At 41.8% G+C, this 23,569-nt stretch carries 18 protein-coding genes; 3 read left to right on the top strand and 15 right to left on the bottom strand.

Annotated elements, in window-relative coordinates:
• Nucleotides 1–55: 55 nt before the first annotated feature.
• Nucleotides 56–1,270, top strand: coding sequence for a cysteine desulfurase (locus EAG18_RS12630; RefSeq protein WP_125252742.1), 1,215 nt, complete (start codon nt 56–58; stop codon nt 1,268–1,270).
• A gap of 3 nt (nt 1,271–1,273) precedes the next feature.
• Nucleotides 1,274–1,681, top strand: a complete 408-nt coding sequence (locus EAG18_RS12625; RefSeq protein ID WP_125252741.1) for a SufE family protein — start codon at nt 1,274–1,276, stop codon at nt 1,679–1,681.
• A 61-nt stretch (nt 1,682–1,742) separates the two neighbouring features.
• On the opposite strand, the gene tcdA is transcribed toward EAG18_RS12625, so the two are convergent.
• From tcdA to EAG18_RS12590, 7 genes are all read right to left on the bottom strand, one after another.
• On the bottom strand, nt 1,743–2,540 hold the full coding sequence (gene tcdA / locus EAG18_RS12620; protein WP_125252740.1) for a tRNA cyclic N6-threonylcarbamoyladenosine(37) synthase TcdA: 798 nt from the start codon (nt 2,538–2,540) through the stop codon (nt 1,743–1,745).
• A gap of 1 nt (nt 2,541) precedes the next feature.
• Nucleotides 2,542–3,207, bottom strand: coding sequence for a pseudouridine synthase (locus EAG18_RS12615; protein ID WP_125252739.1), 666 nt, complete (start codon nt 3,205–3,207; stop codon nt 2,542–2,544).
• A complete protein-coding gene (gene kdsB, locus EAG18_RS12610) occupies nt 3,200–3,955 on the bottom strand; it encodes a 3-deoxy-manno-octulosonate cytidylyltransferase (protein ID WP_125252738.1) in 756 nt (251 codons plus the stop codon). The genes EAG18_RS12615 and kdsB overlap by 8 nt, the downstream gene beginning before the upstream one ends.
• Nucleotides 3,943–4,140 carry a Trm112 family protein gene (locus EAG18_RS12605; protein ID WP_125252737.1) on the bottom strand — a complete coding sequence of 66 codons (198 nt, stop codon included), beginning with the start codon at nt 4,138–4,140 and terminating at the stop codon, nt 3,943–3,945. The genes kdsB and EAG18_RS12605 overlap by 13 nt, the downstream gene beginning before the upstream one ends.
• Nucleotides 4,130–5,113, bottom strand: coding sequence for a tetraacyldisaccharide 4'-kinase (gene lpxK / locus EAG18_RS12600; RefSeq protein WP_125252736.1), 984 nt, complete (start codon nt 5,111–5,113; stop codon nt 4,130–4,132). Before lpxK ends, EAG18_RS12605 begins: the two co-directional genes overlap by 11 nt.
• Nucleotides 5,114–6,853, bottom strand: coding sequence for a lipid A export permease/ATP-binding protein MsbA (gene msbA / locus EAG18_RS12595; RefSeq protein WP_125252735.1), 1,740 nt, complete (start codon nt 6,851–6,853; stop codon nt 5,114–5,116). It lies immediately after the preceding gene.
• 62 nt (nt 6,854–6,915) lie between these two features.
• Nucleotides 6,916–9,141, bottom strand: coding sequence for a DNA internalization-related competence protein ComEC/Rec2 (locus EAG18_RS12590; RefSeq protein WP_343327577.1), 2,226 nt, complete (start codon nt 9,139–9,141; stop codon nt 6,916–6,918).
• Here EAG18_RS12590 and EAG18_RS12585 point away from each other — a divergent pair, their 5' ends adjacent.
• On the top strand, nt 9,142–9,651 hold the full coding sequence (locus EAG18_RS12585; protein WP_125252734.1) for a DUF2062 domain-containing protein: 510 nt from the start codon (nt 9,142–9,144) through the stop codon (nt 9,649–9,651).
• A gap of 149 nt (nt 9,652–9,800) precedes the next feature.
• Here the strand turns inward: EAG18_RS12585 and EAG18_RS12580 are convergent, their stop codons facing one another.
• The 8 genes from EAG18_RS12580 to EAG18_RS12545 all read right to left on the bottom strand — a co-directional run bounded on the left by EAG18_RS12580 (nt 9,801) and on the right by EAG18_RS12545 (nt 23,366).
• Nucleotides 9,801–11,522, bottom strand: coding sequence for a DUF3466 family protein (locus EAG18_RS12580; protein ID WP_125252733.1), 1,722 nt, complete (start codon nt 11,520–11,522; stop codon nt 9,801–9,803).
• An 8-nt stretch (nt 11,523–11,530) separates the two neighbouring features.
• On the bottom strand, nt 11,531–13,447 hold the full coding sequence (locus EAG18_RS12575) for an ABC transporter ATP-binding protein (protein ID WP_125252732.1): 1,917 nt from the start codon (nt 13,445–13,447) through the stop codon (nt 11,531–11,533).
• Nucleotide 13,448: 1 nt separating this feature from the next.
• On the bottom strand, nt 13,449–13,679 hold the full coding sequence (locus tag EAG18_RS12570; protein ID WP_125252731.1) for a glutaredoxin family protein: 231 nt from the start codon (nt 13,677–13,679) through the stop codon (nt 13,449–13,451).
• Nucleotides 13,672–15,783: a bifunctional 23S rRNA (guanine(2069)-N(7))-methyltransferase RlmK/23S rRNA (guanine(2445)-N(2))-methyltransferase RlmL gene (rlmKL, locus tag EAG18_RS12565; RefSeq protein WP_125252730.1), complete on the bottom strand. Its 2,112-nt coding sequence runs from the start codon at nt 15,781–15,783 to the stop codon at nt 13,672–13,674. Before rlmKL ends, EAG18_RS12570 begins: the two co-directional genes overlap by 8 nt.
• Nucleotides 15,784–15,949: 166 nt before the next feature.
• Nucleotides 15,950–16,339 carry a zf-TFIIB domain-containing protein gene (locus EAG18_RS12560; RefSeq protein WP_125252729.1) on the bottom strand — a complete coding sequence of 130 codons (390 nt, stop codon included), beginning with the start codon at nt 16,337–16,339 and terminating at the stop codon, nt 15,950–15,952.
• 391 nt (nt 16,340–16,730) lie between these two features.
• Nucleotides 16,731–17,258: a cell division protein ZapC domain-containing protein gene (locus EAG18_RS12555; protein ID WP_125252728.1), complete on the bottom strand. Its 528-nt coding sequence runs from the start codon at nt 17,256–17,258 to the stop codon at nt 16,731–16,733.
• A gap of 122 nt (nt 17,259–17,380) precedes the next feature.
• Entirely contained in the window at nt 17,381–18,391 is a 1,011-nt protein-coding gene (gene pyrD, locus EAG18_RS12550; RefSeq protein ID WP_125252727.1) for a quinone-dependent dihydroorotate dehydrogenase, read from the bottom strand.
• Nucleotides 18,392–18,527: 136 nt separating this feature from the next.
• Nucleotides 18,528–23,366 (bottom strand): NAD-glutamate dehydrogenase, encoded by a 4,839-nt coding sequence (locus EAG18_RS12545; RefSeq protein ID WP_125252726.1) that lies wholly within the window; start codon nt 23,364–23,366, stop codon nt 18,528–18,530.
• Nucleotides 23,367–23,569: the final 203 nt, after the last annotated feature.

Here is a 23,569-nt window from a genome sequence, read left to right as displayed (position 1 = left end):
TAACTATGAACAGTTATTAGCTAAAATCCCGCTGCCAAATTAACTCAGGTACGTTATGACTGATATACATTCTCTGCGCGACGACTTCCCTATTTTAGGCAAATCACTAAATGGGCAGCCGCTTTGCTATCTCGACTCAGCTGCAACTGCACAAAAACCGAACAAAGTTATTGATGTCATCAAAACTTTTTATCAAGCTGAGAATTCAAATGTACACAGAGGTTTACATACACTGAGTGAAAACGCGACAAATCGATATGAAGCCGCACGTGAAACTATCGCCAAATTTTTAAATGTTTCTGCAAAAGAAATTGTCTGGACCAGTGGTGCCACAGAATCACTAAACTTTTTGGCTCATGGCCTCAGCCAAGCATTAAATGAAAACAGTAAAATAGCGATCAGCCCATTTGAGCATCATGCTAACATCGTGCCTTGGCAAGAAGCATGTAAGCGTACCGGCGCACAGTTGTTAGTGTTGCCTATGCTTGAAAATGGTGTGCTTGATGAAGCGGGTGCTATCTCGCTATTGCAAACACACAAACCAGATATCTTATCGATAGGACATGCTTCTAATGCGCTTGGTAATATACACCCCATCGAATCTCTTATAAAAGCTTGTAAAACGCTTGGTACGAAGACAGTCATAGATGGCGCACAGTCTTTTATGCACTTGCGGCCTGATTTGGTAGCATTGGATTGCGACTTTTATGTTTTTTCTGCTCACAAGGCGTTGGGGCCTACAGGTGTTGGAGGATTATATGGTCGATATAATTTGCTCAATACCCTGCCCGTATATAAAACGGGAGGAGAAATGATCCAAGAGGTAACGTTTGCACACTCCACTTATCGTGATGCTCCTGGTAAATTTGAACCTGGCACGCCTAATATCTCTGGCGTCATAGGATTGGCCGCTGCGGTTGATTACTTGAACAACATTAGCCCGTCGGCACTTCAGCGCTACGAACGAGCCCTCTATCAGTCCCTTTTACAACAGTTAAACCAAATTAAAGGCGTAACCGTGTATGGTGACACGCAGAACAACGTGGGGATTGTCAGTTTTAATTACAAAAATGAGCATCACTATGACCTTGCTACACTACTCAACACCTATGGTGTCGCCGTCAGAAGCGGACATCATTGTGCTCAACCGTTGATGAACATGCTTAATGTCAATGGAACAGTGCGAGCAAGTTTAGCATTTTACAATAACGAAGATGATGTCGAGCATTTTATTAATGCCTTAAAAGCCACAATTGAATTACTAGATTAAACGATGAATATTGAAAATATCACAAAAAAGTTATCAGAAAGTCATGGCTGGCAAGCCAAGTACCGAGAAATAATGCTTTTTGGTAAACAACTTCCTGAGCTTCCAGAGGCATTAAAAGTTGGATCCGCATTAGTATCGGGCTGTGATAGTAAAGTGTGGTTATACGTCGACTTAGACGAAAGTGCACAACAGCTTGTGCTTATTGCAGACTCAGATACGCGTATCGTGAAAGGATTACTTGCAATTATCATCGCAGCATATGCAGGGAAAACACCGGAACAGGCAAGCCAATTTAGTGCTTATACGCTTTTTGAGTCCTTAGGATTAATCAGCCATTTAAGCCCTTCAAGAGGCAATGGTATACGGGCGATTGTCGACCAGATCCAGATGCAAGCAAATAGGTTAGCGTAATACTAACCTGAGCTGCGGACAGTTAACAACATAAGCGTTCAAGGTGCTCATATGAGCACACTTACTTGCTACTTCTGCTTTGCTTATCTAGATACTTTCGTATCGCTTTAGAGGCCGCAAAGAAACCGAAACTCCCCGTTACCATCGTGGCTGAGCCAAACCCTGTGGCACAGTCCATATTTTTTCCACCTTCAGCTTGCTGCTTGGCTTTACATACGGTGCCATCGCTACTTGGATAAACCAGCTGCTCGGTTGAATAGACACAATCTACGCCAAACTTGCGTTTTGGATTATCGCTAAAGTTATATTGCTTTCTGAGAATATAACGAACTTTTGCTAGTAATGGGTCATGCGTAGTCTTTGCAACGTCTGAGTATTGGATCTGACTTGGATCGGTCTGTCCACCTGCACCACCTGTGGTGATCACGGGTATTTTATTGCGTTTACAATGGGCGATTAACGCCGCCTTTTCTTTAACAGCATCAATACAGTCAATAACATAATCAAAATCTTGGATGTAGCTTCTAATATTATCTAACATCAGGAAGTCATCAATAAGGATGACCTCGCAAGCTGGATTAATCGCAATACAACGATCCCGCATCGCCTCAATTTTCTGCATCCCGATACTTTCACTATGAGCATGCAGCTGGCGATTAACATTAGTGATACAAATATCATCCATATCAATAAGCGTTATCTTGCCTACCCCAGTTCGAACTAGCGCTTCAACAGCCCAACTGCCAACACCACCAATACCAATAACACAAAAGTGTGCCTTGCTTAATGCTTCTAACTCTGCGTTACCGTATAGACGAGCAATACCGCCAAACCTAAGTTCTGTATTTGAATCAGTCATGTTACCACTCTAATTGACTTGGCTTTTGCCAATTTGCAAATATTTCATGTGTTAAAAGGTGAGTAAATGCGCCTTCTTCTGGAGGACAAGCTTGGTAGCTCACCGGCTTACCATGCCACTCAAACTCCAAACAAAAGGCGTGTAAATATGTTCTGTCCGCAGATTCCCCACCATACGCAAGATCGCCTAGGATCGGTGCACCAATACTTTTCAGTGCAACGCGGATCTGATGCGTTTTACCTGAAAATGGTTTAATAATACATCCACGTAAATTAACGCCAACGGAGTGAGAATAAAAACGAGTTATAGCTGGGTTTAGCTTGGTTTTCAACAACTTAAATGTACCACGCCGAGACTTAGCCATATCACCCTTTATCCAACCTTGCTTTTTTTTGGGCTTGGCTTTAATCATTGCAAGATAATATTTATCTATTTTCCGCGACGTGAACATCTCTGTAAGCTGCTTTGCCGCTTGGCTCGATTTAGCCAGTAAAATAAGGCCTGATGTTACCTTATCTAAGCGGTGGACTGGAAATAGTTGATAGCCTAGTTGCGTATTTAGTAGCGATACAAAGCCAGGGCCTTCTTCACTGTGGAAGTTAACCCCACACGGCTTATAGGCTACGATATAATCCGCCTCATCAGCAATCAGCTTAAGCTTATCCATTTAGTATCTCTTGGACACGCTGCAAATCTTCAGGTGTATCAACGCCACCGTGCACAGGCTTTATCGCCTTAGCAACTTTGATTTTATAGCCATGATATAACACACGTAGCTGTTCCAGCGACTCTTGTAACTCTAGTGGTGAAACACTGAGCGACAAATAGGTTTTAATAAAGCCCGCACGGTAGGCATATATCCCTACATGGCGATTAAAATGATTTACAGGAACATTATTTTTGTCGAGCTTTAACATGCTATCACGCTGAAATGGAATGGACGCGCGTGAAAAATATAGCGCGTTTTCATGAATATCCGACACCACTTTTACTGCGTTTGGATTCAGCACTTCTTCTACATCATCAATATCAACACACAATGTCGCCATTGGTGCATCGGAATGATGTAATAAAGTAGCTACTTGCGCGATATTTTCAGGCTCTAGCAGCGGTTCGTCCCCTTGTACATTCACCACTAAAGTTTGCTCATCAAGTTCAAGCAGCTCTACAACTTCAGCTAATCGCTCAGTCCCAGATTGATGATCATCTTTAGTCATAAGTACGTTATCAGTAAATCCTTTTGCTGCATCAAACACCGCGCTGTGATCGGTTGCAATATAAACTGCTGTAGCACCGGATTGACACGCTTGCTCATACACGTGCTGGATCATGGGTTTGCCTGCTATATCAGCTAGGGGTTTACCTGGTAATCGACTAGACGCATATCGAGCAGGAATAATGACTACGAATTCCACTGCTCAACCTCATCACTGCTTAGCTCTCGCGCTTCATTTTCTAGCAACACCGGAATATCTTCTTTTATTGGATAAGCAAGTTTAGCCGCGGTGCTAATGAGCTCTTGGTTTTCTTTGTCATATCTTAATTTACCTTTACACACAGGACAGGCAATTATTTCTAGTAATTTGGTATCAAAGGCCATGATGGATCCCTTTATCTTTAAGTAATTCGAGTATTGCTTTTTCAAGCGCTTGTGTTGGTTTGGCATCCACTCTCAAGTAATACCAATTATCTTTTGCAAAGGTGCGACACTTTACCGCATCTTTCTCTGTCATAAAAATAGCATCACCACCAAACGGTGAAAAGTCCGACGGTTGATAAGGGTGATGATCAGCAAAATGTAGACAATGAGTTAGGTCAATGCCCTTCTTTCGTAGTGTATGCTCAAACCTTTTTGGATTGCCGATAGCACATACAGATACACCTTCAGTGTGTGCTTCATTTGACAGCGAATTGTCTGTGACATGGAAAAACCCGGTACCCTCTAAAGCATATGAAAATGCTTCTGAGCCACCGTTATAAACTGTTAAGTCGACGGTTTTCGTTCTACTAGGTAGCTCCCTAAGTGGACCTGCTGGGATCCAATAACCGTTACCAAATTTACGTTCGGCATCTACAATACAAAACTCTATATCTCGCGCCAGTTTGTAGTGTTGTAATCCGTCATCACTGACAATAATATCAATATTATGGTGTTGTAGTAATGATTCAATACTCTTTTGTCGGTCAGCGCCTATCATCACAGGACAAGCTAATCTTTGAGCAAGCAAACAAGGCTCATCACCGCCTTGCTCTGTTGGCGTGTCTTTGGTCACCAAAAATGGCGTAGTAGGAGGATTTGCACCATACCCTCTGCTGATTATCCCCACTTTCAAACCAAGCCGCTCAAGAAAAGGAACCAACCAAAGTACAAACGGTGTTTTACCATTTCCTCCGACACTAATATTGCCCACAATAATAACTGGCACTGACGCGTTGTATTGTTTAGTTACACCAAGTGTATAAAGCTTTTTTCGCACAGCACTTATTAGGCCAAACAATAATGCCAGCGGCAGTAGTAATAAAGTCAGTAGCCCAGGCTTTTTATACCAGCTTTGTTCGATTCTTGACGCCATTTATTGTTCACCAAATTGCATCTTACAAAGTGCGTGATACACCCCCTGCTGGGCAACGAGCTGTTGGTGTTCTCCTTGCTCAATAACTTTACCTTTATCTAATACGTATATTTGGTCGCAATGCTCGATTGTCGATAGGCGATGGGCAATAACAATACTGGTCTTGTCGTGCATTAACTCTTCTAGGGCTTGCTGAATTAAGCGCTCTGATTCGGTGTCTAATGCTGATGTAGCTTCATCCAATATTAAAATCGGCGCGTCTTTTACAATTGCACGAGCAATTGCAATACGTTGGCGCTGACCACCTGAAAGCATCACTCCGTTTTCTCCAACTAGAGTGTTCAAGCCTTCTGGTAAATCCTTAACAAACTCCCAAACATGGGCTTGCTTTGCCACACGCTCTAGCGCTTCATCCGATAACGGACGTTCGAGTGAATACATAATATTATTAGCGATAGTATCGTTAAATAGTACCACTTGCTGAGATACAATTGAGAATTGTGCACGTAAATCCGCCAGCTTGTAGTCACTGATATCAACCCCATCAAGCTCAATACTCCCGGAGTCAATATCATAATAACGTGGCAATAAATTTGAAATTGTAGATTTGCCAGAACCACTTCGGCCAACAAAAGCAATGCTTTGTCCCGCCTTTATATCTAAGTTTAATGCGGTAATGACTGGATCATTTTTAGACGGATAGGTGAAAGTCAGATTCTGTATTTTAATATCACCGTTTGCACGCACCAAAGGCTGCGTGCCAGTGTCCTTTTCTTGCTCTAAATCAATCACGGCAAAAACACTTTTTGCTGCCGATATACCTCGTTGTAAATCGCTGTTGACATTAGCGAGCTGCTTGAGTGGGCGAAGCATCATCATCATTGAGGTAATGAGCGTTACAAAGGTGCCTGATGAAATCTTATCCACCATAGAAGGCATGGCGATAATAGCAAGGATAACGGCCATAGCACTTGCTGCAATGATTTGGATAACCGACACACTCAATGCCTTGGTTGCATCCATTTTTACTCGTTGTTGGCGGTTATGATTATTCACTTTGGCAAAGTGCGAAATGGTTTTATCTTGGCCACCAAAACCATGGATCACCTTGTGACCAGACATCATTTGCTCTGAGCTCTTTGTCACTTCGCCCATAGCATCTTGAATACTCTTCGATATTTTTTTAAAACGTTTTGAAACAATGGTGACAATAACAGCAACGATTGGCACAACAACTAGAAAAATAAGCGACAACTGCCAGCTGGCATAAAACATAGTGATCAGCAGAAAAAAGACAAATGCCCCCTCTCTTATCAAGACTTGCAACGCCTTAGTCACGGCCTGCTGCACCTGCTCCGTATCAAAAGTGATCTTAGAAATCAGCTCACCATTAGAATGTTGATCATGAAAAGATACCGGTAAGTACAACATATGTTCAAACAATTGCTGTCGCAAGCTGCGTACGACTTGTGAACCAACATAAGACAAGCAATAAGAAGCCATATAATTAAATATGCCACGGCCTACCACCAGAGCAATCACAACAAACGGGGCGAGTTTAAGCACTTCTCGGTTTCCAGCAGTCAACCCGTCGTCTATAAATGGATCCATCAGTGCAACGAATGAGGCATCCATTGCTGCATACCCTATCATTCCAATGATAGAAAATATGGCTGCAAGTTTAAAGTCTTTTACGTAACTAAATAATCTAGCGTAGATTTGCTTATCGGTTGGTTGCATTGCCAGCCTCAATTTTTCTATATGGCATTATTGTAACTTTCAAATCACTAAAACTGAATGGAYTATCTGAGAAACCAGTAATTTTCAACTAGTCGGCCTCGTTGAATTGCTATTTTTTGGTCAAAAATCAAAATTCTAATATGTCCATCCAACGCGGTATCTAAAAGTGTTGCGCCTATTTGCTTGTATCTATTAACCACTAGCTCATTTGGGATCTTCCATGGCGAATGAAACGCTCTTGAAAATACAGCAAACTTGGGCATAACAGCCTCAACAAATGCTTCGCTTGAGGAACTGGCACTACCGTGGTGTGGCACCAATAAAATATCCGCCTTTAATGACTCGCGCGCTTCATTAATTAATTTTGCCTCTATTCGTTTTTCAATATCTCCCGGTAACAGTGCTGAGAACTGTCCGTCACTCACCCGAACCACACAAGAGTTGTTATTATCATTGCCAGACAATTCGCTTGGCCAAATTATTTGTACGTCAAGTCCTGCAAACTGATGCTTACCAAGGTTACAACCAAGCAGTTGCTCATTGTTATGAAATTGCAGTAACGACCGTCCACCATCATAAGCATACAGATCATCAAGTCCGCCATTGTGGTCGCCATCATCGTGACTGACAATCGTGGCATCCAACTGAATACGGTTGTTGCTGAGGTAAGGCTTAATTACAAATTCAAATATTGAGAAGTAACCAAAATATTTTGCACCTAAATCATATAACAAACCTTTTCGGTTTTTAGATATTAACACGGCCGTTCCATGCCCAACATCAAACACATCAAGCTGCCAGTTTGGTTGTACTTTAGTAAGATTGCTCAGTAGATAAAAGAATAACGGTAGTACACTCAAGTAATGTCTGAAAATAACAAAGAGCAAGACGCTCAGATAAGTACAAATTAGTAACTCTGCGGATACACTTGAAAGTGCTAACCAGTCAACAGGAAGGTGTTTGAAGCCTAAAAGTGCCATTGTCAACACAGTATCCACCAAATCCAAAGGTAGTTGCCAATCAACATAATCAAATACACAGAAATGAAGTATGAGTACAGGAAAGACGATTATTGAAATAAAGGGAATGATAATAAGGTTCGCGAAGGTTGAGACCACACTAACCCCTGCAAAAAAATACAGGTTAAGTGGCAATAGGAAGACAAATAATGCTACTTGTAGTTTAACTAAGACAAGCAGTTTCCCAACCACCCCACTCCCTGACTTGGGCAGTAAAGTAAGGATAATGGCAACGGCAAAGAAAGAGTAATATAAACCGGGGTTAAGTAATGCAAATGGGTCGATTATCAGTACCACGACCAATGCCGTCGTAAGGATCTGCATGGCACTCACCCTAAGCGTAAACAGATAGCAAGCTGTCCATGCTGAAGCCATGACCAAAGCTCTTGCCGCTGAGACGCTATAGCCGCATACAAACACATATCCGGCGCATAATAACACCGCAAAAATTAAGCATATTTGATGCAGGTTGGTGTGTTGTGAAATGGTGATGGGACTACAATAGAACAGCATTTTTAATGATAAAAAAGCTAAGCCAAAAACAATACCAATGTGTAAACCTGAAATTGCCAGTAAATGACTCAGCCCGAGTTGTCTGAACTGCCGTTTGTTATCAAATGTCGCTTTACTAGTGTCACCAGTCAGTAGAATATAATAAAACCAACCATATTCTGTACCTTGTAACTCACTGGCGATATGTTGGCGATACAATGTTCGCCAATCTGGACGACTCTCTATTTGCTGTATACGTAAGATATTGCCTTTAAAATAATGATGCTTTCTGAAAGCATTGAGCTCAGCATTAAAAAGTCCGATATTAATTCGACTACGAAATCGTTTAAGCTTTACTAATACCTCAACTTTATCACCGATACTAAATACAATGTTGGAGTCATTCTGATAAAGCTTAGCGCGAACACTTCGCCAGCTGTCAATGTCTTCAGAGGCAATTTTTTGCATATCAATTACAACAGCGCCACCACTGGGCGTATTTGAGGCCTCAATCACCTCTCCAACAATCATAACGGGGCCGCTGAGCCATTGTTGTGGTATATGTAATTTATAAAAAACGACATAATGACAAAGAACTACAGAAATCCCTAAAATAAATCCTGCCAATATCTGAGAAAAAGGCTTAGAATAACGCCCCATGAAGTAGAGGAATAAGCTTGTTGCGGCCACGCGCCAGTTATCAAGAAAAAATACTGCGCAGAAGCTCCCTAGGATTATTCCAAAACATATCAGAATCCAAGTAGACGGCAGCTGCAAATGGCGAAAAAAACGATCCAACGCTTTTTACCTGATCATAATAAAATCAAACAACAGAAATCATTAAAAATCTTCGGTAAATTATTACATGATGCTAACTTATGGCACCTCAACCGGCGCTCGGCAAGAGGAGCTTTTTCAGTGGGGTTATTTTTCGCTTTCATCCCTGTTCCTTTTCAAATGGTGCTTGCTGCAGCCCTCGCAATCCCTTTTCGCGTTAACTTACCCTTATCTATTGCATTAGTATGGATCACCAATCCCTTAACCATGCCACCCATTTTTTACTGTTCATATCTGGTTGGTGTATTCGCACTCGGGCAAGAGCAGCAACCGTTTCATTTTGAAGCAAGTTGGGAGTGGCTTGCACAAAGCCTAACGACCATCGGCCCTGCTTTTATCGTCGGCTCGTTAATCTGTGCGAGCATCGCTGCAGTTATTGGCTTTTTTGGTATTGATTATTTATGGCGACGCTCAGTCAATAAAGCTTGGCAAAACCGTGGACAAGATTGATTAATCTCATACCACCAGATCTTAATACTAGCTGCGTTAAAAGTTTCTTATTTAGAATAGCTACATAGAGTATAGACAAGAACTTCGCTACATTAGTGTTAAATATAAAAAAAGCCCTTCAGGGCTTTTTTTATTGGCTAGTACCAGCTTTATTTACGTCTTCTTCTCAGCGCAACCAAAGGTAGAGCTAGCAAACTAAGCCAAGACCAACTTGCTGACTGACGCTCATAAGTTTCAGCTTCAGGTGGAGTACAAGTTTCAGGCTCACCAGAGATAGGAGTTAATACAACCGGTAAGGTGACTGACTCATATTCTATTTCACCCTTACTGTCTTTTTCTATCTCGCCTAAGGTGTTACGTCTTTCAACAGTTTTCGTTGCAACAGCGTAGATTTTATTATCATCGGTGATTTTAACCGCTTCCGCTATAGTGTAAGGAAAATCATCGCTCTTACATGGAAGAAGAGAGTTGATATTCACCAACTTATCTGCACCAATTTCATATAAGAATGCTTCACGTCGTCGGCTAGAGCCTGACTTTTCAACAACCCCCTGACCAACAACAAAACCATTGTTATTAATATCATTAACTACGGTTACTGAGTTTTCAAAATATGCCGGCATTTCTTTAAATTCGGAGGTATTAGTATCGAAATAAAAACCCGTTGAGTCATTCTCTTTGGAGCCATTCGCTGTCCGACCAAAAGCACCAATAATGATGCCATTGTCATTTACATCAATCGCTTGGCTATATTCATAAAAGCTTTCAACTTCTTTAATACGCTTAATTTCGCCCTCTTTAAAATAAACCGCTTGATCATTCGGAAGCAAATCATCATTGCTTTGTCTTCGTGCACGTGAATCACCTACAGTCAGTCCATTGGCATTGGTCGCAATTGCAATACTTGAATAAGCAATCTCACTGTCTTCATCAGGTGTAAAAGCCAGTCCTAAATCAGTTGCACTGGTTAAATTGAAGTCATTATCGAACGTCCACTTGTATGCTCGAGTATGGTATGGATTAGAAAGCCTTTGAATACAGACCTCAACAGGTTCGTCCACGCCATCACAATTATCTTCAATGCTTTCTATCGTACGTTTTGATAACGATGTTGAACTTTGTCCAACTACCACATACCCACCATCATTGGTTTGCTTTATGTCGGTAGCTAAAGACAAGCCGCCATGCTCAGCAAATGCAGGTTCTAAAGCAATTTTTTCACCGGCTGGCGTAATTAGAACACCCTTATTACGCCAATCCCGGACAAAGTAGGTATCTACTTCTGTTTCACCTTCTTTGGTGAAGGTGATCTTTTTGTAAGGCGCAGAGCCCCACCCAACAATCGTGCCGTCATCTGCAATACCGGTTAAATAATTGCTTACAGAGCGAGTTAACCCTTGATAATCCGGTGATTGCTCATCAAATACAACAAACTCTTCTGCTGTATTATTGTTAAACATAAGCGAAATAGAGCGGTTAACCTGCTGATACTCCAATGATGCTGAACGACTCGCCGACGTGATGTAAGACAACATAAACGCATGCGCTTGTGCATTGGTATTTGCAGCATTGTTATTTTGAATATCATCTAGTGTAAACGTGATGGGCTCATCAATTTGCTCGTACTGCTGCTTCGCGTTGTCGTAATAGTTTTTTAAGTTTGAATCGTCAAAATCAATATAAGATACATCAATTTTTACACCAAATAAGTTTGATGCTTGACCAATAACTTCACCCGCCTCATTCGCGTCCGATACATTGGTATATTTACTGTTTGCGTGTCTTGGTAGTTCTGTTAACTGATATGTTGCAGCGACCGCTTGTTGTGAAATGGCAACAGCGATACTCGCGGCTAAAAGTTTAAATTTCATCTTAATCCTTACTGCTGATTCTGTAATGCTTCTAATTCTTCCCAGCGCTCAAACGCGGCTTCCAGCTTCGACTCTAGTTCAGTCAATTGGTTCAATGCCTCGTGGGTGGTTTGCTGATCTTGTTTAAAGAAGTCAGGATCACTGACCAGCGCTTGTTGTTTATTCACTGCCTCTTCAAGTTCCTCTACTTTACTGGGCAATGACTCTAATTCAAGTTTTAATTTGTAACTCAGCTTGTTTGCTCGAGTCGTAGCTGGCGCCTTTTTGAGCGGCGCGGTCTGTTGTTTTTCTTGGTCAACTTTTTGGGCATCTTTTCTTTGTTGGTCGCGCTTTTGCTGATACAGCTCAAAATCGCTATAACCACCAACTATTTCAGTCACTTGACCTTCGCCTTCAAAAGCCCACACACTGCCACAAGTATTGTCAATAAACTCTCGGTCGTGACTTACCACCAAAACAGTACCTTGATATTGATTTAAAATTTCTTCGAGAAGTTCCAGTGTTTCAATATCCAAATCGTTGGTTGGTTCATCCAGCACTATGATGTTAGAAGGCTTTAAGAAAAGCTTCGCAAGTAATAAGCGGTTCTTTTCTCCGCCTGATAACGCCTTTACTGGCGTTCTTGCTCGAGCTGGAGGAAACAAGAAGTCTTGAAGATAACCAAGTACATGGCGTGAGCGTCCTCCCATCATGACTTCTTGTTTGCCTTCGGCAACATTATCTTGAACAGTCGCTTCCTCGTCTAGCTTTTCGCGGTATTGATCAAAGTATGCAACTTCTAGGTTAACCCCTTGTTTTACTGAACCAGAATCTGATGAAATATCACCAAATAACATTTTCAATAACGTGGTTTTACCAGCACCATTAGGCCCAACCAATCCAATACGATCGCCACGCATAACCAAAGTAGAAAAGTCCTTTACAATGACTTTTTGTTGGAACGCTTTGTTCAGATGCTTAGCTTCAAACACCAACTTACCTGAGCGCTCAGCAGTCTCGATGTTAAAGTCTGTTTTACCTTGTTGCTCGATACGTTGCTTACGCTCCACACGTAATGCTTTGAGGGCTCGCACACGTCCTTCATTACGTGTACGTCGAGCTTTGATCCCTTGACGGATCCAAGCTTCTTCTTCCGCTAGCTTTTTATCAAATAGCGCATTTTGCTGTTCTTCAACTTTCAAATCATGGGCTTTTTGCTCTAGATACTGTGCGTAGTTTCCCGGGTATGAAACCAGCTGACCACGATCTAAATCTAGGATGCGAGTTGCCATAGAGCGAATGAAGGCACGGTCGTGTGAAATAAACACGATTCCGCCTTTAAATTCTTTTAAAAATTGCTCTAGCCAAATAACACTCTGCATATCGAGGTGGTTCGTTGGCTCATCTAAGAGTAATAAATCAGGATCACTAACAAGTGCTTTTGCCAGTGCGACCTTGCGTAACCAGCCTCCTGACAACTCTTCAAGCCGCATATTAGCATCCAGCTGTAACTGACTCAGTACTTGCTTGATCCTTGACTCAAACCGCCAAGCATCCTCGCTTTCTAATCTTTGCGTTAGGCGCTCAAGCGTTGTCATTAATTTATCAGACTGGTTAGTTTGCAGCTTCTCACTAATTTCGTGAAATTCAATCAGCAATTCAGCGACGTCGGGTAATCCATTAGCAACGTAGTCAAACACCGAGCCATTTGCCCCTTTTGGAGGGTCTTGCTCCAGCCTTGATACTTTCAGACCACCTACTCGGTTTATTTCACCATCATCAAGTTGAACTTGATCATCGAGTACTTTGAGTAAGGTAGACTTACCTGCACCGTTTCGTCCTACAATACAAACACGCTCCCCTGACTCAATCACTGCATCAGCCTGATCGAGTATAGGGTGCGAGCCAAAAGCCAGTTGTGCTTTAGCGATTCGAATAAGATCCATACTATGCTATAAATTCTTGTAATTGTTGTTGAGAAAAGGGCCAGCCAAGTTCGTGCCCTGTTTCGATTTTTTTGATAATGGGAATCCGATATTGATATGTCGTCATCGTTTCTTCGTCATCAACGATATCTATTAATTCAATTTCTGCTTCAGGTAATAGCTGAATGAGCATTGCTAATGCTTCTTCACACAAATGACAGCCTTCGGTGTGAAATAATGTGCACTTAATCATGGCGGATCAACCAACTGTTATGAATTTGTTTGTTGCGCTTAAAGTCTGGGGATAGAGTTTGCGTAGAATACTCTTCAGCACTTAACCCCAAGGCCGCGAGTCCAACCTCATCGATTTTAAAGCCACGCTTGTTATTAGAAAACAAGAGTACGCCATTAGGTGCCAATATTTTTTTAACCCAGCCAAATAATTTTAGGTGATCTCTTTGTACATCAAAGGCATCTGACATTCGTTTTGAATTTGAAAATGTTGGAGGGTCTAAAAAAATAAGATCATATTGACCAACTGCTCGCTCGAGCCATTTTAAACAATCAGCTTGCTCAAATCTGAAACGAGGATTCTTCAAGCCATTAAGCTCAAAGTTCTCTTCCGCCCATTTCAAATAGGTTTTCGACATATCAACCGTAGTGACCGATTTAGCACCACCAACAGCTGCATGTACCGAGGCGCTTCCTGTGTATGCAAACAGGTTCAATACCCGCTTATCTTTTGCATGTTGTTGAATAAATTTACGTGCTAAGCGGTGATCTAGAAATAACCCCGTATCAAGGTAATCAAATAGATTGACTTTAAACTTTGCGCCATATTCTTCTACTATTTCAGTACGATTTTGCTTGTCTAATGCCTTGTATTGCTCTTGACCTTTTTGACGCTTTCTTACTTTTACCGCAATGTTAAGCGGATCAATATTAAGCTGTTCGGCAGTCAGTGTGATCACGTCCTGTAGACGTTTTTGCGCTACCGTATCATCAATTTCTTTCGGCGCCTTATATTCAAAAATCACCGCACTATCGTTATAAACATCTACCGCAACGTTGTATTCTGGAATATCCGCATCGTAAACTCGATAAGCCTTTACGTTTTCTTTCTTTAACCACGACTTAAGATTCTGCACATTTTTCTTTAGGCGGTTACCAAACGCGCTAGACCCTTCAAAGTTTAAGCCACTACTTTGTTTATTTTGTTGTACCTGCGCATCGTTCATTTCATACAGGTTTAACAGCACATCTAACGGGCCATTTTTAAACTTATATGATTTTTTACGTGCTAGCTTTAGTACTTTTAGCAAGCTCTCTTCACTGGCCAATAAAGCCAAATCCCAGCCTCTATAATGCTTTTTGAAAGCAATACCCATATTGCGGTAAAGCGTGATTATCTCAGCCATTCCACCTAAGCGCTCACCGTAAGGTAAGTTACTGAGTACTGTACCTGGACGCTTGGCGGCAAGGCTCAGCTGGTTGGCATCTTCAAACTTAAATTTGATATGTGACCCAAGTCCAGCTCGCTTGGCATTGCGCTCTGCTATGGCAAGTACACGTTCATCTATATCGCTACCTATTAACCATAGGTTTTTCTGTTCTGGGGATACGTTAAGCTGCGCTTTTAACTCGCTAAACTTGCTTTCACGAAAGCTTGGCAAACGTTTAAAAGCAAAATCCTTGTTTGGATTGGCTGGTAATCCAAGCGCCATTGATGCCGCTTCAATCAACAACGTACCCGAGCCGCAACAGGGGTCAAATAGTGGTTTATTGGTATCTTGCAACCAACCACTGCGCTTCACAAGCGCTGCGGCTAAGTGCTCACGGATAGGTGCTTTACCTTGTTTATCACGATAGCCTCTGTCAGACAAACGAGGGCCAGAGAAGTCAATATAAAGCGCACAACCTTGTTTGGTCAGTTTCGCAATTATGCGAATATCTGGTGTTTGCTTATCCACATCGGGGCGCTGTTCGAACAGGTCATTAAAGTAATCAACAATACCGTCTTTTACAACTAAACCAGAGAATTGAGTATTTTTTAGCGCATTGTTGGTGCCATTAAACTCAACAGCAAACGTTTGCTTAGGACTAAACCAGTCTTGCCAAGCTTGAAAACGCACAAATTTATACAGCGAGTCTTTATCGTTTACTTCTGGCTTGTCATCAATCAGCAACATTACGCGTGTTGCAAATCGAGTCATCATACAAAACTTTTGTACGTCTAAATTAGTGCCAGTGAACTTTACAGATCCAACCGTTTGCTTGTTAATTTCAAAACCGAACTCGGTTAATTCTTCTACCAGTAGCTGCTCTACACCAATAGATGTCAATGCGATAAATTGCAATTTGAATACCCTTAAATTTCAACTGAGCGCAGTATAACACACAAGTTATGGTTAGTTATTAGTTGACTTTGATTGAAGACGATAAATAGCAGGAGCACTGTTATTATATGCAAATTAGCTTTAGACAAAGCCAATCCGTCTGTTTTTATTGCCAATTTCAAACTCGTTAAGACAATATGTTAAACAAATTAAAAATATCTAGCTTGTCTAAGATACTCGTGTTGCTATTAACGCGTTGGTAATTTTGCAACAGTGCCTGTAACTCCCCTGCTTCAAACCAAATACTGGCACAACACGGACATTCGCTAAACGACGCATTATTGAGCTGATACGCAACAAGCTTATGGCCATCGTCTGGACATGATTGTACAGCGTTCTGTTTGAGTGGTGTTCGGGTCGCAAGAAAGCCTGCGTATGTAAAATGGTAGGTATGTTTAATCGCTTCTACAAATTTACGAGGCAGCCAAACTGCATCACAAGATGGGCATTGATAACCGCAATAGCCTTCAATGTCGGTGTAGATCAGTTTTAAAGTTTTGTCGCAAAGACAGTTCATAGTTATTCCCTTAATTCATTACTACAATGATTTAACACCAATTATCTTAATTAAGTGGTCTATGTTGAGGCGAGAAAATCTTGTCGAAAACCCCGCTACCGCCTCCAGCTATCGCTAAGGTACCTACATCCATTTAGGCAGGGCATAAATTTTTCTATTTAGCTGATCTAAATAAGAAATTTTTAACGCGGTTAGCGTCAGATTTACTCCTTCAAATTGAGCAAGTATTAAGTCTAATTGGTTTAAGGTACAAGTTAATACAACCTAACGGCTCGGGTCAATTAGACTTTATAAAAGCTAATAGCTACTTTGTGGAGAAGTACTTTGATTGGGAGCTAGAGTATATTTATGGGCGAGACATTACGTTGTGTTATTCCTTAACTCAATATCGCTAAGCGCTTTGGTGTACTAGGTTCGATAAAACTAGGGGAGATAATCTATCATTCAGTACCTTAATTGCTTGAAATTGCTCAAGTTCAATTCCTTCATCTAAGATAAATTGTTGACTTAGACTTAGACATAGGCTTGCTTTGCCGTCATGCTCTATTATCAAAAACTCGCCTTGGCTTTGTTTTGAACGTAAACAAACCACAGCTTCACTAACGGGCTCGCACCCATTGTACGGTTTGAAAAACCAGCTTTTAGCTTGCATTGGCTGAAGGTGGAATTTAGCAGCGGTTGCATTCAAAGCAATTTGACAGCATTGTGGCTCACTCCAGACAGAAAAACCACAAAGGTAATCGAATACGTTTTGATAAAATTCGGCCTCATTTAGGCTAAAGGTCGGGCTTGATGCAGAGTCGTCGGTCAGGTGTCGAATTCGAAAAGGCGTACAAAGCTGAAGCTCTTCACCTAAGTCAATTAACAGCCTATTTCTTTTCTCGCAGCGTATCCATTGCCACTCTTTTGAAGCTTGCAAAACGACTCTCCCACAAACTAATTAACTATAACCAGTAAGTGGGAGTATAACGCGAAAAGCGCAATGATGAAATTTTTTATAATAACGTTTTGTTTTCGATCATTTTGTTATATGAGCGATCCTTATAAGGACGTAACGATCCTTTTGACCAATTCTGGTCCCTCGTAAATAAAGCCAGTATACACTTGAACAAGATCAGCTCCCGCTGCAAACTTCTCTTTAGCAGACTCAGCACTGTCGATCCCACCAACACCGATAATGGGTAGCTTACCTTCAGTAATACGCTTTAGTTCGCTAACAACGTGCGTTGATTTCTCACGAACCGGTCGACCAGACAGGCCTCCAGCTTCATTTCCATGCTCTAAGTTTTCTACGGCATCACGAGCTAATGTTGTATTTGTTGCAATAACACCATCGATACGATTGTTCACAAGAGACTCGGCAATTTGCGCTAGCTGAATACCATCAACATCAGGGGCGATCTTAACCAGCATAGGCACCGACTTGTTGTGCTTAGCTACCAGATCCATTTGTTCATTTTTTAAGCTTTGCAACAGATCATCTAATGCTTCACCATATTGCAAATCTCTAAGACCCGGTGTATTTGGTGAAGAGATATTGACGGTAATATAAGACGCGTGCTCAAACACTTTTCTCATACAGTGAATGTAGTCATCTTTACCTTGCTCGTTCGGTGTATCTTTATTTTTACCGATGTTGATCCCAAGGATCCCATCGTATTTTGCCGCTTTAACATTGTTAACTAAGTAATCAACACCCTTGTTATTAAATCCCATGCGATTGATAATCGCATTCGCTTCAGGTAGACGAAAGATCCTAGGTTTATCGTTGCCAGCTTGCGGTCTTGGCGTAACAGTGCCTACCTCGATAAAACCAAAGCCCATTTGTGCGAATGCTTCGATACACTCAGCATTTTTGTCAAGACCCGCAGCCAGCCCTACTGGGTTTTTAAATTCTAATCCCAAAAAGTYAACTGGTTTGTCTTGAACTGATTGAGACCATGCAAGGCTCATTGGCGTATTTGCAAAGCGACGAAGGTTGCCTAGGGCAAAATCGTGTGCCCACTCCGCATCTTTGTTGAACATAAAACGACGCGCAAGATCGTAAAACATGGTAGCTCCTCAGTATTGGTACGTAATCGACTTAGCTAAAATCACCTTTTTGTGATTTTAGCTAAATGGATTATGACAATGACATTAGACAAAAAAATACCCCAGTCAAAGCTGGGGTATTGTAGCGATTTCTAGATTATTTGGAAGTATCACAGTTGTGGCTTAATAACATTAGCTCACGCAGTGCAACTGAGAACTTAGCAAAGTCATGGCTTTGCGACGTCTTAAACTCAGTTAACATTTGTTGCCAACGGTGTAATAAACCAGCTTGTTTATCCATCCACTGCTCAATCTGTTCATTGATGTCACTATCATCACCGGCAAAGCTATTTAGCACTACCTCTGATAGTGAGCGTTGCTGCCAATCAAGTTCTTCACGATAAGATGCACGAGCAAGTGCTTGCCAGTGGTTTGCCACAGGCTGCGCTGTAATTTGGTCCAGGAACCAATGTAGACCCATGTTTGCACCCAGTGTGAAGTAAGTGTTTGACACAACGCCAATCTTACGACCCGCACTATGAGCTACTTCTGCTAAGTCCATTACCGAGAACAAGCTTGAAAGCGATACGATGCGCAGTGCAATCTCAGCTGGTACACCTTGAGATTGAAGGTCGCGCGCTTTATCTACAATTTGCTCGCTTTCGTTTGCAACCATGTAGTTGTGTAAGTTTGCACTTAAATCTTTGAATGTAGGAGCAAAGAACGCGATAGTTTGCTCGATTGTTTGAGACTTATCACGATGACGTAAAAACCAACGCGTTGCACGACGAACCGTACGACGTAATTGATACAACATTTCCGTTTGGACTGCTGCCGGGATCTTATTATCCAGTGAAGAAATAGCTGACCACGTTTCTTTCATTTCAAAGATAGCGCTTGCAATTGAGTAACAAATTGCAATCTCTGCATCTGTTGCTCCTGTTTCTTCATGCATACGAACCATAAAGTTAAGACCCATGTCATTAACGATATTGTTCGCAAGTTTAGTTGCAATGATCTCTTTACGTAGCGGGTGGTTATCCATTGCAGCATTAAAACGCTCACGTAGTGGTAACGGGAACGAGTTAACTAAAAGCTGACGGTAATATGGGTTTTCTGAGATCTCATCAACCACTAACGTTTCTTTTAGTACCATCTTGGAGTAAGAGACTAACACCGAAAGCTCTGGACGAGTTAGGTCTTTACCTGCCGCTGCACGCTCTGCTAGCTCTTCATCTGTTGGTAAGAATTCGATTGCACGATTTAGCTTGCCATCTTTTTCAAGTGCATGGATAAAGCGTACTTTCTCTTTTAGCGTAGCTGGACCTTTAGACTTAGTGATCGAAAGTGTATGCGTCTGACGGTAACAGTCTTTTAATACCAACTCCGATACTTCATCAGTCATCGAGTAAAGTAATTCATCTCGCTGTTTCTTCGTCAAATCGCCTTCAGCAACTAAACCATTCAGTAGGATCTTAATATTAACTTCATTATCCGAGCACGCTACGCCACCAACATTGTCGATAAAGTCAGTGTTGATACGCCCACCGTTTGAAGCAAACTCTATACGTCCTAACTGAGTAGCACCTAAGTTACCGCCTTCACCAAATATCTTCGCACCAAGTTCACCGCCGTTGATACGCAGTGCATCGTTTGCACGATCCCCAACTTCAGCGTCAGTTTCAGATTTAGACTTGATGTAAGTACCGATACCACCATTCCACAGTAAATCAACTGGCATCTTCAACAATGCTTTGATCAACTCGTTTGGTGTCATGCTAGATTTTTTGGTGCCCATCATCTTCTTCATTTCAGCGCTTAGCGTAATTGCTTTGGCTGCACGAGAGAAGATACCACCGCCTTCAGAAATCAGATCCTTATTATAATCTTCCCAGCTTGAGCGTGGCAGATTAAATAGACGTTCACGCTCTACATATGAGCTTGCTGCATCTGGGTTTGGATCGATAAAAATGTGCATGTGGTTAAACGCAGCTTGCAAACGAATGTGCTTAGAAAGCAGCATCCCATTACCAAATACGTCACCACCCATGTCACCAATACCAACCGCTGTAAAGTCAGTTGTTTGACAATCAATGTCCATCTCACGGAAATGACGCTTAACCGACTCCCACGCACCTTTTGCAGTAATGCCCATCTTCTTATGGTCATAACCGATCGAACCACCAGAAGCGAACGCATCTCCCAACCAGAAGTTGTAAGACTCTGCGATACCGTTTGCGATATCAGAGAAGGTAGCTGTCCCCTTATCTGCTGCAACAACTAGGTATGGATCATCTTCATCATGACGAACAACATCGATTGGCGGAACGATGTCACCATGTACGATGTTATCTGTGATGTCGAGTAGACCACGAATAAAGATCTTATAGCACTCTTGGCCTTCTTTGAAGAAAGCTTCACGCTCTGTTGGCAGTTGTTTACAAACAAAGCCACCTTTAGATCCCACAGGCACGATAACCGTATTTTTAACCTGCTGCGCTTTAACTAAGCCAAGTACCTCTGTGCGGAAATCTTCGCGACGGTCTGACCAACGTAGGCCACCACGAGCTACTTTTCCGCCACGCAGGTGTACACCCTCTACACGTGGTGAATAAACGAAGATTTCAAACGCTGGTAGTGGCAATGGCATATCTGGCACTGCACTTGGTTGGATCTTAAATGACGTGTATGACTTATTCGTACCATCTGCCTCTTTTTGATAGAAGTTAGTACGTAGCGTTGCATTAATCATGTCGACATATAGACGAATAATACGGTCATCATCAAGATTCGCAACGTTCTCTAGTTCCTGGTAAATAGCATCAATGACTTTAGTCAGTGTTTTTTCTGATGCCGTTTTCTTCGGAGAGAACTTCTTGACGAACAGATCAACGATCATCGCCGCAATGTGCGGGTAGCGGTCGAACGTGTTTTCAATGTAGGATTGCGAGAAAGTCACGCCAATTTGACGCATGTATTTTGCGTACGCTCGTAAAATAGACGCTTCGCGTCCAGTTAAGCCACCTAACAAAACTAAGCGGTTGAAGCCATCGTTCTCAAGACGATTATTCCAAACATTCGTCAATGCAGCACGGAAACGTGCAGATACTTTGTCAAAGTCGGTGATCCCCTTGCTGTCGATAAGCATAGAGAAGTCCATGATCCAGTTTACTTGCCCATCAGTGGTCTTAACTGCGTATGGTGTCTCACCAATAACGCGCAGACCAAAGTTTTCAAGCATTGGCATCACGTCTGATAAGTGAATTGGCTCAGCTTTATGGAATAAACTTAAACGTACTAACTGAGAGGTCGCCTCTTCTTGAGGTCTATAGAACAGCATCTCCAGTTTATTGTCTTCGTTGAGCTGTTCAAGTTTCTCGATATCTACTACCGCAGCACTTGGTAATACTTGGTCTTTATAAGCAGACTGGAACGCATTAGTGTATTTACGGTTTAACTCATTACCACGAGACTCACCCGCTCTTTCAAGCAATGCACCTTGTAGCTTGTCTTCCCAAGTACGAGCGGCTTCAACCAAGTTATTTTCAATTTCTTTCACGTTATAATCTATATTGTTGTCATCAACACGTACAATGTAATGTGTACGCGCTAACGTTGATTCTGAGAAGAAAGTAGTGAATTCTACTTTTTCACTCGACTTAAATGCACGCGCCAGTAGTTGCTGTGTTTCACGTCTTAATGCAGTGTTGTAACGTTCTCTTGGTACATAGACCATACAAGAGAAGAAACGACCGTATACATCTTTACGCACAAACAATCGGCACATGTCGCGTTCTTGTGTTTGTAGCACGCCCATGGCCACTTCTAGTAGCTCACTTTCGCGCGCTTGCACCAACTCATCACGCGGATAGGTTTCTAGAATATTTAACACCGCTTTGTAAGCATGTGTGCCTTTAGCAAAGTCACACTGCTCCATGATACGGTTAATCTTACTCTTAAGCACCGGAACGTCGGCTGCACTATTGTTATAGAAGCTCGAAGAGAATAACCCGATAAAGCGGTCTTCACCAATCACGTTGCCTTTGGTATCAAATCGCTTGATACCAACATAATCTATGTACGCAGGACGGTGTACACGCGACAGCGAGTTAGTTTTTGTTAAGATTAACAAGTTACTACTGCGAGCTTCTTTTCTAGCTACCTCAGGTAACTCTGAAAGTAAGCGGCTATGATCATCTCCCGAGTTTTTCATCAAACCAAGGCTTGTGCCTTCGACTGGTTTTAACTCGTAGTCACCTTGAACTGGTGTAAGGTCATACTGACGATAGCCCATGAAGGTAAAATTATCGCTCACCAGCCAGTCCAAAAACTCAACAGCTTCTGCAACTTCTTCTTTTGAACAACTATAATGACGAGTTGGCAGCTCTTGGCTGACACTCACCAGTTTGTCACGAATGGGCTTCCAATCAGCAACCGCAACAGACACATCATTTAAAACAGATTCAAGCTCAGCTTTAAATTCAGCGATAGCTGAATTATCTGTCTGTCTATCAATTTCAATGAAAAATACGGTTTTAGTAGAGGTTGATTCTTGCTCTGCTTTTAAGTTAGAAAGCGCAGTGATTGCACCATCGTCGTTTCTTTGTATCTTAAGTGGAGCGTGAAGTAATAGGTGAGAGACAATATTTTTGCGATTCATTGCCATACGCACTGAATCAACTAAAAACGGCATATCTTTAGCAATTATCTCAACAATAGTATGCGAAGATTGCCATCCATCTTTTGCCACCTCAGGATTAAAAACGCGAATGACGGCTTCGTCAGACTTATTTTTATCTAGGGCGTTCCAAAGGCTCAATGCTGCGCCGTATAAGTCACTGTCGTTACGATGTGCCAAATCCTCTTTAGACATATTGCTGTACAAGGTTTTGGCAAACGTTTCGACAAGTGACACTTTGTCAGCATGGACTTTTTTGTGGATTAGCTTGCATACGTTATCTAGGATAACAGAAGCCGTGCCTTCATTTTGTGTCATTATGTGTTCCTTAATCTATACCACCTTTGAACGGTAGATTATTTGTACAGCCATTTATTAGCGTGGAGTCAGGTAAATTCTAACCTTTCTTACGCTAATAAACAGCCTTTTTGACGAAAACATTTCAAGCTTTTCAGCTGTTTGCTCAACTATTCACAAAAAATAGATATAAATCGCCAATACCAAATAAAAAGGAGCACAAT

This window comes from Pseudoalteromonas sp. J010 (assembly GCF_003934235.1).
Classification (GTDB): Bacteria; Pseudomonadota; Gammaproteobacteria; order Enterobacterales; family Alteromonadaceae; genus Pseudoalteromonas; species Pseudoalteromonas peptidolytica.
Note: the sequence above shows the minus strand (reverse complement) of the source record. Positions and strands in the feature narration are given on the sequence as shown.